At 62.2% G+C, this 15964-nt stretch carries 12 protein-coding genes and 1 tRNA gene; 9 read left to right on the top strand and 4 right to left on the bottom strand.

Annotated features, from left to right (window positions below; genetic code table 11):
* Window positions 1-186: 186 nt before the first annotated feature.
* The 3 genes from PWJ82_RS08820 to PWJ82_RS08810 form a co-directional block, all read right to left on the bottom strand.
* The gene (locus tag PWJ82_RS08820) at window positions 187-1377 is read right to left on the bottom strand and encodes an ABC transporter permease (RefSeq protein WP_016443233.1); all 1191 of its coding nucleotides are present in this window, start codon (window positions 1375-1377) and stop codon (window positions 187-189) included.
* Complete coding sequence (locus tag PWJ82_RS08815) at window positions 1377-2402, bottom strand: ABC transporter ATP-binding protein (protein ID WP_274736274.1); 1026 nt, start codon at window positions 2400-2402, stop codon at window positions 1377-1379. Before PWJ82_RS08815 ends, PWJ82_RS08820 begins: the two co-directional genes overlap by 1 nt.
* A gap of 198 nt (window positions 2403-2600) precedes the next feature.
* Window positions 2601-3341 (bottom strand): TetR/AcrR family transcriptional regulator, encoded by a 741-nt coding sequence (locus tag PWJ82_RS08810; protein WP_016443231.1) that lies wholly within the window; start codon window positions 3339-3341, stop codon window positions 2601-2603.
* Window positions 3342-3411: 70 nt separating this feature from the next.
* On the opposite strand from PWJ82_RS08810, the gene PWJ82_RS08805 reads away from it, so the two are divergent.
* The 4 genes from PWJ82_RS08805 to PWJ82_RS08790 all read left to right on the top strand — a co-directional run bounded on the left by PWJ82_RS08805 (window position 3412) and on the right by PWJ82_RS08790 (window position 6676).
* Window positions 3412-3482: transfer RNA gene (locus PWJ82_RS08805), tRNA-Gln, on the top strand.
* A gap of 68 nt (window positions 3483-3550) precedes the next feature.
* The gene (locus PWJ82_RS08800; RefSeq protein WP_016443230.1) at window positions 3551-4633 is read left to right on the top strand and encodes an NTP transferase domain-containing protein; all 1083 of its coding nucleotides are present in this window, start codon (window positions 3551-3553) and stop codon (window positions 4631-4633) included.
* A 109-nt stretch (window positions 4634-4742) separates the two neighbouring features.
* On the top strand, window positions 4743-5726 hold the full coding sequence (locus tag PWJ82_RS08795; protein WP_274736270.1) for a ribose-phosphate diphosphokinase: 984 nt from the start codon (window positions 4743-4745) through the stop codon (window positions 5724-5726).
* Between the two features lie 185 nt (window positions 5727-5911).
* A complete protein-coding gene (locus PWJ82_RS08790; protein WP_274736268.1) occupies window positions 5912-6676 on the top strand; it encodes a sulfite exporter TauE/SafE family protein in 765 nt (254 codons plus the stop codon).
* A 104-nt stretch (window positions 6677-6780) separates the two neighbouring features.
* Here the strand turns inward: PWJ82_RS08790 and PWJ82_RS08785 are convergent, their stop codons facing one another.
* The gene (locus PWJ82_RS08785; protein WP_274736266.1) at window positions 6781-7590 is read right to left on the bottom strand and encodes a hypothetical protein; all 810 of its coding nucleotides are present in this window, start codon (window positions 7588-7590) and stop codon (window positions 6781-6783) included.
* 592 nt (window positions 7591-8182) lie between these two features.
* On the opposite strand from PWJ82_RS08785, the gene PWJ82_RS08780 reads away from it, so the two are divergent.
* The 5 genes from PWJ82_RS08780 (at window position 8183) to PWJ82_RS08760 (ending at window position 15699) form a co-directional block, all read left to right on the top strand.
* A complete protein-coding gene (locus PWJ82_RS08780) occupies window positions 8183-8524 on the top strand; it encodes a hypothetical protein (protein WP_274736264.1) in 342 nt (113 codons plus the stop codon).
* Window positions 8525-8569: 45 nt separating this feature from the next.
* The gene (locus PWJ82_RS08775) at window positions 8570-9211 is read left to right on the top strand and encodes a 50S ribosomal protein L25/general stress protein Ctc (protein ID WP_274736262.1); all 642 of its coding nucleotides are present in this window, start codon (window positions 8570-8572) and stop codon (window positions 9209-9211) included.
* 162 nt (window positions 9212-9373) lie between these two features.
* Window positions 9374-9961: an aminoacyl-tRNA hydrolase gene (gene pth / locus PWJ82_RS08770; protein ID WP_274736260.1), complete on the top strand. Its 588-nt coding sequence runs from the start codon at window positions 9374-9376 to the stop codon at window positions 9959-9961.
* Window positions 9962-10039: 78 nt separating this feature from the next.
* Window positions 10040-13708, top strand: a complete 3669-nt coding sequence (mfd, locus tag PWJ82_RS08765) for a transcription-repair coupling factor (protein ID WP_274736259.1) — start codon at window positions 10040-10042, stop codon at window positions 13706-13708.
* Window positions 13709-14031: 323 nt separating this feature from the next.
* Entirely contained in the window at window positions 14032-15699 is a 1668-nt protein-coding gene (locus tag PWJ82_RS08760; RefSeq protein ID WP_274736258.1) for an LPXTG cell wall anchor domain-containing protein, read from the top strand.
* Window positions 15700-15964: the final 265 nt, after the last annotated feature.

Here is a 15964-nt window from a genome sequence, read left to right as displayed (position 1 = left end):
ACGCACAGACCCACCTCCAACCCCCCCACACTTCCGGTCACCAACCGCACCCCCGACGCCGCCAACGACCCCCCCCGCGCCCCCGCCCCCCGCCCCCCCCCCCCCCCCCCCCCCCCCCCCCCCCCCCCCCCCCCCCCCCCCCCCCCCCCCCCCCACGCTTGTCGTCGTCGTGCTTACATTCGAAGGCTAGGCAGCCTTACGGAAAATCTGCGTGAGCTTGACGCGCTCACCCATCCGCAAAATCGAGCGTTCGTAAATCTTGCCGGCCAGGATCGCCAGGAGGAAGACCCCGAGGGCATTGATGCCGACGGCGGCCAGTTCTTCCAGGAGCGGGACCTCGCCGATCGCGGTGCGCATGGGCATCATGAACGGGCCGAAGAAAGGCAGCACGGAGAGGATCTTCGTGATCGCGGCTTCCGGAAGCGCCGGAATGAGGTAGATCGCGGTGTAGAAGGGGATGAACTGGATAAACATGACCGGGGTGTTGATGCCGGCCAGGTCTTCCTGGCGGGACACCGTGGCAGCCAGTCCGCCCACCAGCGCGGTGGCCGTGAAGTAGCCGAGCACCATCCACAGGACCGTGCGCGCCACCATGCCGGCCAGCCCGAATTCCTGGAGGAAACTGAGATCGGGGAACAGCCCGGAAATGGTCACGCCGGTGATAATTGCGCCGATATAGCCGAAGAGGATGACTACCCAGCCGGCGCCCAGGCCCAGCACTTTGCCGAGGAGCAGGACGCGCGGGCGAACCGTCGTCAAAATAATTTCCACTACGCGCGAAGATTTTTCTTCGACGACGCCGGCGCCCACCGCGCCGATTCCGCCCATCACCATGAAGAAAATCAGCATGGCGCTGACCGAGCCGATCAGGAAACCAATGGGATTAGCTCCGATGCCGGAGGGAGTGTAATTCACCGTCTGCACCTGAAGATTATTAATCGCATCCAGGTGGGCGAGGACCGTGGCATCCACCCCGGATTCCTCCAGCAGGTAGGTGCTCAGGATCTTCTTGAGAGCGGGAAGCTCCTTCGGGTCCGGGGAGGTGGCCACGATCTGCGGATCGAGCGCGGTACCGGAAATTCCGATCTCCGCTTCCGGTTCGTCAACCGCCAGCTCGGCAGCGATATTGGAGGTCGGGAGTGCGGAGAAACCGGCGCTCTCGAGATAGGGCTGGAGCTCCGCGGCGCCGGCCTCCAGGTAAATACCCTGGGCTTGCGGGGCCGGCCCTGCTCCGGCGGCTTCATCATCCCCGCCCAGGAAAACGCGGCCCGCGAAACCTGCCACAATAGCAATCACCCATATCACCGCCAGGGAAATCATGGTGGCGCGGGAGGCAAAAACGTTCTTGAACTCGCGTGCGAAAACAATGCGTACCATTACTTAGCCTTCTTTCCGAACAGCGAGCCGAACAGGCCACGCTTTTTCTTGGTGGTGGCCGCATCGCCTTCTTCTTCCGTGGAAGGCACCTGGACGACGTCGCGGAACAATTCCGTGAGGTGAGGGCGGCGCTGGGCGAATTCCACCACGGTGCCGGCCTGCTGGGCCGCGTTGAGAAGCGCGGCGGTGGGGTCGGCGGTTCCCGCGGCGGTCGGGGTTTCCACGAGCACGCGGGTAATTCCCGCACTCAGCGGCGCCTCTGACGTTCCGGCCAGCGGATCGGGCTGGACGGTAAATCCGGCCTGGGTGAGGGCCGTGCGCAGCGTGGCTTCTGCTGCCCGTACCGCCAGCGCGTAGGGCGGATTCCCGGCATTGCGCAATTCATCAACGGTGCCGCGAGCCACGATATTTCCGCCCGCGAGAATTCCCACGCTATCGCATAGGCGTTCCACCAGGTCAAGCTGGTGCGAGGAGAAAATAACCGGGACGCCTTCGTCTGCCTTCTGGCGTAGCGTTTCGCTCATGGTGCGTACCGCTACCGGATCCAGCCCGGAGAAAGGTTCATCAAGAATGAGCAGTTCCGGATCGTGAATAAGGGCGGCGGCCAGCTGCACGCGCTGCTGGTTACCGAGGGAAAGTTTCTGGACGGCATCCTCCTGGCGTGACCCCACCCCGAGGCGATCAGTCCAGCGCTCCATGGCGGCCCGCGCCGCATCCGGGCTCATCCCGTGCAGGCGCGCGAAATACATCAGCTGCTTATCGACCGGCATTTTCGGGTAGAGACCGCGCTCTTCAGGCATATAGCCGATGCGCTGGCGCGCCGCGAAATCAATAGGGCCACCATTCCAGGTCACCTGCCCGGAATCTTTACTCAGGAGGCCGAGCATAATGCGCATTGCAGTGGTTTTCCCAGCGCCGTTCGAGCCGACGAAACCGAAGATTTCACCGGGGCGAACCGCGAAGGTGAGATTTTGCAATACTTTGCGCGACCCGAAACTCTTGGAGATGTTCTCAACGGAGAGCATAAGGGGTATGTCCTTGCTATTGTTCGATTGATGAATTTTCCAGGGTAGCACGCCACGCGTCCAGACACGGGCAACCGTCGCGTGCAAGACCGGTGACGTCACCTAGAGCGCCATCGTTCTATTTGCGTGTCGCCGTCCATTCTATGCCACAGCCCAGGTGAAACCTAGAATAAGAAAGGGAGATGGGCCGGATTGCGGCTAGTGCCCGCCGCGGGTGAGCAGGCGCGGCTGTGATTCCAGCCCGCGCAAGCCGTTCCACATAAAATTCACCACGTGTTCCGCCACGGTCTCTTTATCGGGTTGGCGCACATCCACCCACCACTGGCCCACCTGGCCGAGCGCCCCGGCCAGCGTCTGCCCGTAAATACGTGCGTATTGGGGAGAGATACCGTTGCGCCCGAGCATGGGCGCGAGTAAATCGGAGGCGTAATCAGCCACATCCGCGATCACGGTGGAGAAGGAATCCCCGCCGAGCGTAGCTGGCGAGCGCTGCACAAGGAGGCGAAAACCGTCGTCGTTATGCTCGATATAATCCAGCACGGCGACGACGATGGACTCAAGCACTTCGCGCTCGGGCAGCCCAATGTTCATACGCGCGGAGAGTAATTCCGTGAGGGTGACGAGCTCGCGATCCACCACTACGTTGTAAATGCCTTCTTTGGAGCCGAAGTGCTCGTACACAACGGGCTTGGATACTTGGGCGGCCGCGGCGATTTCTTCAATGGAGACCCCGTCAAAACCCTGCGCCGCGAAAAGTTCCCGCGCCACACCCACCAATTGTTTACGCCTGTCTGCCCGCGACATGCGCACCCGTTTCTTTTCCGAGGCGGGGGCAGGTGTGGTGGTGGCAGCGGTGTTCTGGGTGGGGTCAGTGAGCGTGTTGTCGGCGGCGCGGGCGGCATCGACGCCGTTCGTACCCTCAGGCGAGGTCTGTTTCATACTTAGTATTATGCCAGGAGCGCTTCGGTCAGCTAGACTATACCGGTGCCGGCCCGCGCGTCGGCAGTTCTCCGCCATGGTGTAACGGCAACACAGCGGTCTTTGGAACCGTTATTCTAGGTTCGAATCCTAGTGGCGGAACGTTTTCGGGCGCAGCGTCAGCGTCCGTGGCGAAATATAGGGCGCATCGCCGCCGGAAAAGGGAAGGCATGGATCTCTCCGCTGTCGTCATCCTGGCTGCTGGCCAGGGAACTCGCATGAAATCAGCCACCCCGAAACTTTTGCATGAGGTGTGCGGCCGCACGCTGCTCGGGCACGCCATCACTGCTGCCCGCAGCCTGAATCCCCAGCATATCGTGGTGGTGGTGCGCCACGAACGGGACCGAGTGGCCGCCCACGCGCTTGAACTAGATGATTCGGTCATTATTGCCGACCAGGATGAAATCAAGGGGACGGGCCGCGCTGTATGGTGCGGAATGGAAGCTCTGGGTGCGAGCGTGACCGGTCCGGTTCTCGTTATGGCCGGGGATACCCCGCTTTTGGGTGGGGAGATTCTCGGGGAGCTCGCGCGCGCCCACGGGAACGGTGGTGGCGGGAACGACGCCGCAGCTACCGCCTCGGCTACTCCCGCCAGCCCCGCTGTCACCGTGCTGAGCGCCCGGGTGCCAGATCCGGCTGGCTACGGGCGGATTGTGCGCGATGGGGAAGGAACCATCTGCGCCGTCGTAGAAGATAAAGACGCAAGTACGCAGCAGCGTGCCATCAACGAAATAAATACTTCCACGTATATTTTCGATGCTGCATTTTTGCGCGAGGCGCTGGCGGGCCTGGGCACGGATAACGCCCAGGGGGAAATGTACCTGACCGATGTTGTGGCGCGGGCCTATCAACTCGGCGCCGGAGTGGGCTCCTACGTGAGCAGTGATTACCTGGCTGCGGAAGGTGCGAATGATCTTGTCCAGCTCGCGGCCCTGCGCAGGGAAATGAATCGGCGCATCGGGGAGCGGTGGATGCGCAGCGGGGTGAGCATTATTGATCCGGCCACGGCGTGGATTGACGTCCAGGTGGAGCTGGAGCCGGATTGCGTCGTCGAACCTCATACTATTTTGCGCGGGACCACGCGGGTTGCGCGGTTCGGGCATGTGGGGCCCGGGGAGCTTGCCAACGTCATCGTGGAAGAGGGCGCGCGGGCGCGGCACGTGTACCTGCGCGATTGCCTGATCCCAGCCGGGAAATGCGCCCGGCACGCGGTGGCTCTCGGGGAGGCGCCGCAGCACCGCTGTGGCGGGTAAACATTGTTCTGCTGGTAAACACCGTTTACCAGGTAGCGGGTAGCGCCGCGATCACATAAGCTGACAACGTCGAAAAACCCAAGCAGGCGAAACACATCGGGGGAGCACAATGAGCACGGGAATGCGGGTATCGAACGATAAGCGGCTGGTCCTAGCCACGGGCCGCGCTTATCCGGAGCTGGCGGAGGAGGTTGCGCGCTGCCTCCATATCAGCATGCTGCCCACCACCATTTACGATTTCGCGAATTCGGAAATTTACATCCGCTATGAGGAGTCCATCCGCGGGGCGGATGTTTTTATTATGCAGGCCTTCAGCAGCCCCATTAATAAGTGGCTGATGGAGACGCTGCTTATGGTGGATGCGGCCAAACGCGCTTCGGCCAAGCGCATCACCGTGGTGGCGCCGTATTATCCCTACGCCCGCCAGGATAAGAAGCACAAGGGCCGCGAACCGATTTCCGCGCGGCTGGTGGCTGATCTTCTCAAGACGGCCGGCGCGAACCGCATTATGAGCGTGGATTTGCACGCCGCGCAAAGCCAGGGTTTCTTCGACGGGCCGGTGGACCACCTGTGGGCGATGCCCACCCTGGTCGAATACGTCCGCTCGATTATTACCGGCGACGACGCCGTTATGGTCTCACCCGATGCCGGCCGTATTAAGGTGGCTGAGCAGTGGTCTTCGCGCCTGGGCGGAATTCCGCTGGCTTTTGTGCATAAGACCCGCAATATTGAGAAAGCCAATTCCGCGAAGGCCAACCGCGTGGTTGGTGACGTGGCAGGCAAAACCGCCATTATTGTCGATGACATGATCGATACCGCCGGTACGCTGGTCGGCGCGATTCGCGTGGTCAAGGATGCCGGCGCCAAGGACGTTATCGTGGCGGCCACCCACGCGCTGCTTTCCGGGGAAGCGGTGGAGCGGCTTTCGAACGCTCCGATTCGCGAACTCGTGGTGACCGACACCGTGCCGATTCCCGATGAGAAGCGTTTCAAGGGCCTGACGGTGCTCTCCATTGCCCCCACCCTGGCCCGCGCCATCGACGAAGTCTTCGAGGACGGCTCGGTGACCTCGCTATTTGACGGCGCGTACTAAAGGTGAGGTAGCCTCACGAGGAGGCGCTGGTGCGCTTTGAGCGCGCCGGCGCCTTTCTTGTTGTAGTGGTAGCGCGGTGCTTTCTGGGGGGCGGAAAGTACCGGGCTCTGTTTGCGGCTGGGAAGCCGGTACGTTGTACGGTTTGGCGCGGATACTTTGCGCGGCTGGGAAGGGAGATAACGCACGTGGTGGTCACATCGACTTGGGCGCTGTCCGTACTTGTCTTCGCTACCGGCCTGCTTGGGGGCATCGTGGGGTACCTGACCGGGGTGGCCTCGCTGGTTACCTACCCGGCGCTGCTGGCCCTCGGGTTCCCGCCAATTACTGCCAATGTCACGAACGCGATCAATAATTTCGGGAGCAGCCTGGGGTCGGTACTCACCGGCTGGCGTTCCATGCGGGCCGTGCAGGCTTACCCGTTGTGGCCGCAGATGTTTATCAGCGCGGTGGGCGGAGCTATCGGCGCGGTACTGCTGCTGGCTTTCGATCCGAAAGTTTTCGAGTTCGTGGTGCCCTGGCTGGTGCTCATCGCTACCCTCTCCACATTGATCGGCCCCTACCTGGAACGACGCGGCATCCACGCGAATATTCCGGTTCCCACCTTCCTGGTGCTGGTGGGAGTGCTGGGCGTGTACGGAGGTTATTTCGGCGCGGCCTCCGCGGTTGTGTATCTTGGCATCGCCGCGATCCTCACCCCGATGACCACCCACGAGGCACTCCTCCTCAAATCCCCGGTTCTGGGCTGCGCCAATCTCACGGCCCTGCTCTTTTTCATCTGGTCCGGGGAAGTGGATTACGCGGCGGCGCTGACCATGATGCTCGGCGGGTTGTTGGGCGGGATGGTCGGCCCGCACCTTCAGCGTTTCCTCCCCGGAGGTGTGGTGCGCTGGCTGGTCGGCATATTCGGAACCGCGCTCGCGGTTTGGCTGTTGCTGCGAGCATTGGGGTAGCGCGGCGCGGCGAGGTAGACGGCATTGAGCAAGCCCTATAAGAATGTGCGCGGCTGCCGTAATTCCGGGTCGGCCACCTACTCAGTTCCTTACCCTCTACCGGCTCATTCCCTCACCCGCCACCCGCGCTGGCGGAAGGCCTCGGCCAGGCGAGCGGTTGCGGGAACTTCGCCGCTCGTGATGCGCGGAAGCACGGGCTTGCCCGGGTTGAACATCATGCGGACGAGCCGCCGAGGGAGGTGGAGATCCGGGTGGAAAACCTGAAGTTCGATCCAGCCGTAACTGGTGCGGAGCTCGCGCCGCTGGCGATCCTTGACCTGCTGAGACGCGGCGCGGTGAGGTGCGCCGTCGTACTCCACAATGATGCGCTGCTCCTCGAAAAGCATATCGGGCTGGCCGAGCGAGCGCCCGTCCGGGGCGAGAAGCCGCTGGTTGAGGCGCGGTTCCGGGAATCCCGCCATGGCGATAAGGAGCCGCAGCAGGGTTTCCATTGGTGAATCCGCTCCCACCCGTGCCCAGGCCAGCGCCGCGCGAAAGTGCGCCACAAAATTCCAGCTCGGGTGTTCGGCCAGGAATATTTCCAAGCCCTCGCGGGTGGCGTAGGGCGCCGACCTCCCCTCGAAGCGCCGGCGAGGAATGCGCAGGAGCGCGTCGATTGCCGCAATGAGCTGGTAAAACGATAGATCCGGCACGCTCGCCAGCACTGCCCGCGGCCGCGACGCGATGCGCAGATTCCCGCCGGGCGTGCGGATCGTTTCGATGTCGCTGTCCAGCAGCTGCGTGCGATCCCAGCGGATAAGGGGGTGGGTGTGGCCTCTTCGTTTCAGCGGTGCGGATAAATCAACTTGCTTGTTTTCGTCCCAGGTTTCCAGATGCGGAGGTAAAGGGACACCCCAGAGCCGGAGCGCTGACAACTTCGTTGCGACACTAGCTGGGAACTGGTTCTGGAGTGCAAGGAGGACATCAAACTCGTTTACGGTTCGTGTTGTGTCTCTATAAATACAGGGAGCTACGCGTTGAAAATTCTCTCTTCGGATAAGGTTTCTGGATAATCCAAGGGAATCGAGCTGGTTAAGGCTAACGATAGGTGGCAAGGGTGTGCCTGCAATGCTCGCTGAGTTTGCGTGGTTCGGAGGCCCCGAATCCCGGAAGATCTTTGACATGGGCAGAGTATGCGGGAGATTCCTAAATCCGGCAACGTGTTATCCACAGGCACCTGTCATGGACAGAGTCTGGAAGAGTCCGTGGGTTAGCGGCCAGAAACAAAGTGGTACTGGAGCTACAACGAAAAGCGGTTTTCCTGTTCTGGAGTACCACTTTGTGGGCAGTGATGTCGTGGAGTACCACTTTGCGTGTGGGATGGGGTGGTACGACGACGGCGCCAGCTGGCGGGGCGGATTCTAGCGAGGAGGATGGTGTGGCAACGTGGGCATTCCGGGGTTGAGCAGCCCGCGACGGCGTGGCTGCGTGCGTATGCCCAGGTCAGGCGGGTGTGAGTGCGTTGCGGTGAGTCGAGGTTTCTGGGCGCGGGTCGCGGGTGTGCCAGTGGAGCGGGCTGGCGGTGAGGCGCTGGTAGGGCAGGAAGGGCGCGGAGTGTGTGAGGAGCGGCAAAAAACTTTGTTTTTTGCCGCCGCCGCCCTAAAATTGACGGCGTTGCTTCGGCGAGGGAGGGAGCTCGAAGCGCGGAATCACCCGGTAAACCTGCGGGCAGGGGAGCTGGGAACGGGATCCGCGCTCGCGAACTTTTCCGTTATCGACGCGGCAGGCACTCCTTCGGGTGGCCTGCTTTACGAGGCCACCACCCGGCGCAGTCTGCGCGGCTCGGGTGTTCATATTGACAATATCTAGGTCAGCCCGCCATTCGGGTGACCGGTAATACAACGAAGGAGAATCATGGCTATTGATGCTGCCAAGCTGACTGCCGAAACCCGTGATGAATTTGGCAAGGGTGCGGCTCGCCGCCTGCGCCGCGATGGGCGCGTTCCCGCGGTGCTTTACGGGCACGGGATTGAGCCGGTGCACGTGCACCTGGATGCGCACGACATGTTCCTCGCGGTCAAGGGCAATCCGAATGCCCTGGTCAGCCTTACTATTGATGGTGAATTGAGCCTCGCGCTGGTCAAGGACATTCAGCGCAATCCACTCTCGCGCTCCATTGAGCACGTTGACTTCCTGCGCGTCAAGCGCGATGAAAAGGTCGAGGTCGAAATTCCGGTGGTCGTTGTGGGCGAACCGGCTCCGGGCCTTATCAACACCCTCGAACTCCTCAATATTCTGGTGTCTGCCCCGGCAATCGATATTCCGGAATCCATCGAGGTCAACGTCGAAGGTCTCGAAGATGGCGCACGTATCACCGTTGCGGACCTCAAGCTTCCCGAGGATGTGGAAGCCCTGGTCGACGGTGAAGAAATCGTCTCCCTGGTCATGGAGCCTCAGGTTGATAAGGCTCTGGAAGAAGCCGATGCCGCTATGGCCGAAGCTCAGGCAGAAGAAGCAGCCGAAGAAGCGGCAGCTTCCGAAGGTGCCGGCGAGTAAATCAGCAATGCACCCCACTCGCCACGAGTGACTCTCACGCGGCCGCGGACGCAATGTCCGCGGCCGCGTGCCATGTCGGCGTCGTCGTAAAAAATACGAGGCACGCAGGAACGCAACAATCTCGGGTAAGCGGGTACGGTTGAAGATGCACAGGAGGAACGCATGTACGCTGTTGTTGGATTAGGTAATCCCGGTGCTACCTATGCCGGAACTCGCCACAATTGTGGGCATATGGTGGTGGCGGAGCTCGCCGCGCGCTGCGGAGGGCAGTTGCGCTCGCACGGCGCCACCCAGACGAACCAGCTTTCCGCGCGGGTGGGGGTGATGCCCGGGCAGGCCGGTGAGCAGGTCATTCTTGCGACGTGCCAGTGCTATATGAATACCTCGGGCGGGCCGGTGAGCTCGCTGCTGCGCTATTACGACTGCCCGGTGGAGAACCTTATTGTGGTTCACGACGAACTTGATCTGCCCTTCGGGACCCTGCGCCTCAAGCGCGGCGGGGGCGAAGGCGGGCATAACGGGCTCAAGTCGATTTCGCAGTCCACGGGCTCGAAGGATTATATTCGGCTGCGCTTCGGCATCGGCAGGCCGCCCGGGCGCCAGGATCCTTCAGATTTTGTGCTGCGCCCTTTTAGTTCGGCGGAGCGCAAGGAGCTTGACGTGCTTATCGCGCAGGCCGCGGATGCCGTGGAGGATGTGCTACGTAACGGGCTGGAAAGCGCCACGATGCGCTTGCATACTAAGCATTAGCCTGCGGCGTTGGAGCTGCGGTGCCGAGCCTGGCGTGAACCGAAACCCCACAAGGACGAGGAAGGAAACGAGCGTCCCGTGCAATTAGAATCTTTGCTGCCGCTCATCGGCGCGGATCCCGCCCTGAGCGGTGCCGCCGCTTCGACCGCTACTCGCCTGGATATTCCGATGCCGCGCGGGGTGGTGCCCCCGGCCCTGGCGTACCTGGCGCGCGGCGGAGATTCGGTAACTGGCCCCGCCGCATCGCATGCCCTCCACGTGGCCATTACCGCGTCGGGGCGGGAGGCCGAAATCCTCGAGGGCGCGATGCGCGCGTACCTCCCGGCCGAGCAGATCGCGGTATTCCCCTCCTGGGAAACGCTCCCGCACGAGCGCCTGTCCCCGCGTTCCGATACGGTGGCCCGCCGCCTGCTCACCCTGCGCCGCCTGGCCCATCCGGAAGAATTCGAGCCGCTGCGCCTCCTCATTATGCCGGTGCGGGCGCTGCTCCAGCCCATTACCCGAGGGCTGGGTGATCTGGCGCCCGTGCGCATCCGCCTCCATGAGGATGCCCCCATGGAAGAGGTGGAAAATGCGCTGGTGAACGCTGCTTACACCCGGGTTGATATGGTGGAACGCCGCGGCCAATTCGCGGTGCGCGGCGGAATTCTGGACGTTTTCCCGCCCACGGAACGCCACCCGATCCGCGTGGAATTCTTCGGCGATACCGTGGATGAAATTCGTACCTTCTCCGTGGGTGACCAGCGCTCCATGGAGGAACGCGAGGAGATCTACGCCCCGCCTTGCCGCGAAATTCTCCTCACCGAATCGGTGCGCACCCGCGCCCGGTCGCTTATCAGCGAACTGCCCGGCGCCACCGATATGCTCGACAAAATCGCCGCCGGCATCGCTCCGGAAGGCATGGAATCCCTCACGCCGGTGCTCGTGGACGGCATGGACGCGGTGGTGGATGTGCTTCCCGCGGATGCCCGCCTCCTCATCATCGAGCCGGAGCGCGTAGATCAGCGCGCGGAATCGCTTATCGCCACCACGGAGGAATTCCTGGCGGCAGCGTGGAGCGCGGCGGCAGCCGGGGGCACGCCTCCGGTGCAGGCCAATGCGGCGAGTTTCGCGAGCGTGGCGGCTACTCGGGAAGCGGCGCTCACGCGCGGGCAAGCGTGGTGGACGCTCGGCGGCTTTTCCGGGAACGCTTTATCCGGGAACGCTCTACCTGGGAACGTCACTTCCACCGCCGGTACTTTCAAGAACGACGACGCCGGCGCCGCTGTCGCGGCGCGCGAACCGCGTAAATTCCTCGGGAAAGTTGATGAGGCTCTCGCCGCTATCGGGGAGCAGGCACGGCGCGGGGTGCGCCAGGTGCTCGTGGTGGACGGGCCGGGCCTGGCGCGCCGTTACGCGGAACAGCTCGGTGAGCTGAGCGTTCCCGCCAGCGCGGTAGCGGAGCTCTCCGCTCACTTCGAACCCGGGGTGGTTTACGTGGTGGCCGCGCCCATCGCCGAGGGTTTCGTTATGGAAGGCCAGCAGCTCGCGGTGTACGCGGGCGCGGATCTGACCGGGAGGGGCGGTTCCTCCACCCGGGATATGCGCACGCTGCCCAAGCGGCGCCGCAAGAATGCCGTTGATCCGCTGTCTCTTACTCCCGGGGATTTTGTGGTGCATGATCGCCACGGGGTGGGCCGTTTCGTGCGGATGGAAAAGCGCGCGATTGGCGGTAAAGGCGGGCAGCGCGAATATATTGTGCTGGAGTACGCGCCGTCGCGGCGCGGTGGGCCGCCCGATCAGCTTTGGGTGCCGACCGATCAACTTGACCAGGTCTCGAAGTATTCGGGCGGCGAATCCCCGAGCCTCAATAAAATGGGCGGGGCCGATTGGGAGAAAACGAAGTCGAAGGCCCGGGCTGCCACCCGCAAAATTGCTTCCGAGCTTATTCGTCTCTACGCGCAGCGCATGGCAACTCCGGGTATCGCATTTTCTCCGGATACTCCCTGGCAGCGCGAGCTCGAGGACGCTTTCGCCTACGTGGAAACCCCCGATCAGCTGCACACCATTGACGAAGTGAAAGCCGATATGGAAAAGCCGGTTCCCATGGATCGGCTTATTTCCGGGGATGTGGGCTACGGCAAAACAGAGATCGCGGTGCGAGCGGCTTTCAAGGCGGTGCAGGATGGCCGCCAGGTGGCGGTTCTGGTGCCGACCACCCTGCTGGTGGAGCAGCATCGGGAGACTTTCGAGGAACGCTACGCCGGTTTCCCGGTGCGGGTGGCGGCGCTTTCGCGTTTCCAGAGCTCGCGCGAATCGGAGGAGGTCATTTCCGGGCTCGCCGCTGGCAGTATCGATGTGGTGATCGGTACCCACCGCCTGCTCACGGGAAATGTGCGTTTCAAAGCCCTCGGTCTGGTGGTGATTGACGAGGAGCAGCGTTTCGGCGTCGAACATAAAGAGACGCTCAAGCAGATGTACCCGAATATCGATGTGCTCTCGATGTCGGCCACCCCGATTCCGCGCACGCTGGAAATGGCGGTCACGGGAGTGCGGGAAATGTCCACCCTGGCCACTCCGCCCGAGGAACGCCACCCGATTCTCACCTACGTGGGCGCGCGGGAAAACCGCCAGATCAGCGCCGCGATTCGCCGCGAGTTGCTGCGCGATGGCCAGGTTTTTTACGTGCATAACCGGGTGGGGGATATGGGCCGGGTGGCCGCGCAGCTCGGCGAGCTGGTGCCCGAGGCGCGCATCGCCATCGCCCACGGAAAAATGAGCGAACGCGATCTGGAAAATGTTATTCAGAATTTCTGGGATCACGAGATCGACGTCCTCATCTGCACCACCATCGTGGAAACGGGCCTCGATATTTCCAATGCGAATACGCTCATTGTGGATAATGCCGATAAGCTCGGGCTCTCCCAGCTCCACCAGCTGCGCGGGCGCGTGGGCCGCGGGCGCGAGCGTGCTTACGCGTATTTCCTTTACGACCCTGACCGCGCGCTCACGGAAACGTCCCTGGAACGCCTGCGCACCATCGCCGCGAATACCGACCTCGGGGCCGGCACCCAGGTTGCCATGAAGGACCTCGAAATCCGCGGGGCGGGCAATATGCTCGGCGGCGAACAATCCGGCCATATTGAGGGCGTTGGTTTCGATTTGTACGTGCGCATGGTCTCCGAAGCGGTCGCGAAAATACGCGGGGAGATTCCGGGCGACGACGACGCCAGCAGCGATGTGCGCATTGAGCTGCCGGTGGAAGCCTACCTGCCCGAAGATTACGTGCCTTCCGAACGGTTGCGGTTGGAGATTTACACCAAGTTGGCGGCTTCGCGCGGGGAGGCCCAACGCGAGGAAATTCGCGCGGAATTGCGCGACCGCTACGGGGAGATTCCCGAGGTGGCCGCGCGGCTTTTCCGGATAGCGCAGCTGCGTGACCTGGCGCGCAGTGCCGGGCTGGAGGAAATTACCCAGATGGGGCGCAATGTGCGTTTCACGCCGGTGGCACTACCGGATTCGCGGCAAGCTCGGCTCAAGCGCTTGTATCCGGGGGCGATGCTCAAGCCGGCGGTTCGAGTCCTCATGGTTCCTGTTCCGCCGGCGCCTGCCGCTGGAAGCGGCGGGTCTGGAAGCACGCGGCCGGTGTCGCTTGGGGTGGCGCAGACGTCCGCGCGCCTCGGAAGTGGAGCACCCATGGAAGGTGATGAGCTGCTCGAGTGGGTGTCCCAGCTCGTGACGGCGGTGTTTATTTCCTCGGTGGGGTAAGCGCGGGGTGCTGAAATGTGGATAAACGAGGACGTGTAGCGGGGAAGATACCAGGGGGTACAGCGCGTTGAGCTGCGCCTACGGTAGATAATTTGACGAAAAATCGGCCACGTGATCTTTATTAGTGCAAGCAAAATTTGATAAATTAAAGTGTACGTTGCGGCGATGGAAAAGATGAGATGAGCCGCGGATAACCATGCGGAAAGCTGGTATCCCGGGTCCATATTTTCCTTATATGCGCGAAGTCCACGAAATGGGATAATGCAACGACGCCGAAGGTAGTGACCGTGTTTCATCCGGTCACTAGTAGTGTGAGGAATAAAATGAAGAAAGTAATCAGAGGTGTTGTGGCTGCCGCGACTGCCTGCACGGTGCTGCTGGGCGGGGCGGGCGCAGCTTTTGCAGAACCGGCGAGCCCGGCCGGGGCTACCGCTCCGGTTGGTGCAGAGGGGCCTTCCGGTGCCGGCGATGCGGGCGCAACCGATCCGGGTGCACAGACTCCGGCGGCTGCGGACACCAGCACTGCTGACTACGCTGCCGGAAAGATTAATGAAGCCCTGGGCGCTACTCTTGCTGACCAGGCTGATGCCTGGATGATTGGCGCACTGCAGAATCAGGCTACTCACTACAGCAAGGCCTATGTGGATCAGCGCTTTGTCAAGGCTGCACAGGCTTATGTCAATGCTTATTCCAACGGGGTTTCCGATCTGGATAAGGCCATCGTTGAAGTGGCCAAGACGGCCAAGACCGTTGCGGAAATGGACCGCCGGGTCAATGAAGAATTCCAGAAGTCCGCGGCCGGAAATAAGAGCGAAGTTGTCCAGAAGATTCGTTCCTGCATCGACCTCGCCAAGCAGGGCAAGAGCAAGGAATTCAACCAGTGCCTCAACGGCATTATCGTGCTGCAGAATCTCGAAGCCTACGAGAAGATGATTATTGCGGGTGACGCGGTGCTCAACGGGGATGTTTCCTATATTGATGCGGACACCCTCGCCCAGCTCAAGAAAGACGTTGCCTACCTGCGTGAAGCGGCGGCGTACCGCCCCGAAGCTGAGAAACTGACCGGGAAGACGTGGTGGAAGGATATTGATCCGGCTACCATTACCCCGCTTGGCGATGCCGATTACGCACGCCTCGAGCAGCTGCGCTGGATTATCTCCGGTGAAAAAGAATTCAACGGCGTAAAAACCACCTACGGGGAGAGCTCAAGTCGGGTGCGCGATCTGGTGCGTAAGGCCGGTGCGCTCAAGGCCAATGCCGATACCGCGGCGCTTATTGCCAGTTTGAAGAATCCGGTGGTGCGGGCGGCCGCCCAGCAGCTTTTCGATGCGGCACCGGATAATTACGCCGCCGATACCTTCTCCACGGTGCTTCCGCTTCTCGATGCCTGGGCTACTAAGCTCGGGGAGGCGAAGGCCGCTATTGAAGCCGAACAGGCTGTCCAGCTCAATGCGCTGGCAGCGCTGGACTGCGCCCCGGAAGCCGCGCGTAGCCAGGCTGAAACGGATATTAAGACAGCCACGGTGGCGGCGCTCGATAAGCTCAAGCCGGTTGTGGACGAAGGCGTGCTCGCTGCGATCAGCGCTGAGCATGCCGCCACCGTACGCGGTGCGGTGCATAATGTCGCGTCCCTCAAGGAATGCCAGCCGGCCGAACCCACGCAGCCTACGGAACCCACGCAGCCTACGGAACCGACCCAGCCTGCCGAACCGACGCAGCCTGCCGAACCGACGCAGCCTGCGGAACCGACCGCTCCGGCTCAGCCCGCGGATCCGACCGCGCCCGCGCAGCCCACTGCGCCGGCACCCGCGGACCCGGCCCCGGCAGGATCCGCCAAACCGGCCACTCCTGCTAAGCCCGGCAAGACCGTGGTGAAGAAGTCGGCGAAGAAGCTCCCGAATACCGGTGCGGAAGCCGCCTCCTTGGCACTCCTCTCCGGTGCCCTGCTCGCCGGCGGGGCGCTCGCGGTGCGGCGTCGTCGTGCCGCCTAAACGCGACCATTAAATGAGCTGATGCTCGGGCGGGCCCGGCACGTGCGATATACAAGCGCGTGCCGGGCCCGCTTTTTCGAAAAACTAGTGACGTTTCATTTTTGCTTTAGAATGACGGAAAGTACAACAAAGGAGTTGTTATAACGATGAGCCTCCTGACTTGGCTCATTTTGGCGTGATGTGATTCATATTGACGTTGTGGCCTGGGGTTTTATCTCGTGGTAACGCGAAATTCCTGACTAAAGGACGGGAAGGTGGGGGCGGT

The sequence above is a fragment of the Actinotignum schaalii genome, assembly GCF_028864145.1.
GTDB lineage: Bacteria > Actinomycetota > Actinomycetes > Actinomycetales > Actinomycetaceae > Actinotignum > Actinotignum schaalii_B.
This window is presented reverse-complemented; position numbering and strand designations above follow the sequence as displayed.

Coding starts and splice junctions, on each gene's coding strand:
- PWJ82_RS08815 (WP_274736274.1), bottom strand. CDS start 2,402: ATGCTCTCCGTTGAGAACATCTCCAAGAGTTTCGGGTCGCGCAAAGTA.
- pth (WP_274736260.1), top strand. CDS start 9,374: ATGTACGCTGTTGTTGGATTAGGTAATCCCGGTGCTACCTATGCCGGA.
- PWJ82_RS08795 (WP_274736270.1), top strand. CDS start 4,743: ATGAGCACGGGAATGCGGGTATCGAACGATAAGCGGCTGGTCCTAGCC.
- PWJ82_RS08775 (WP_274736262.1), top strand. CDS start 8,570: ATGGCTATTGATGCTGCCAAGCTGACTGCCGAAACCCGTGATGAATTT.
- PWJ82_RS08810 (WP_016443231.1), bottom strand. CDS start 3,341: ATGAAACAGACCTCGCCTGAGGGTACGAACGGCGTCGATGCCGCCCGC.
- PWJ82_RS08800 (WP_016443230.1), top strand. CDS start 3,551: ATGGATCTCTCCGCTGTCGTCATCCTGGCTGCTGGCCAGGGAACTCGC.
- PWJ82_RS08820 (WP_016443233.1), bottom strand. CDS start 1,377: ATGGTACGCATTGTTTTCGCACGCGAGTTCAAGAACGTTTTTGCCTCC.
- PWJ82_RS08760 (WP_274736258.1), top strand. CDS start 14,032: ATGAAGAAAGTAATCAGAGGTGTTGTGGCTGCCGCGACTGCCTGCACG.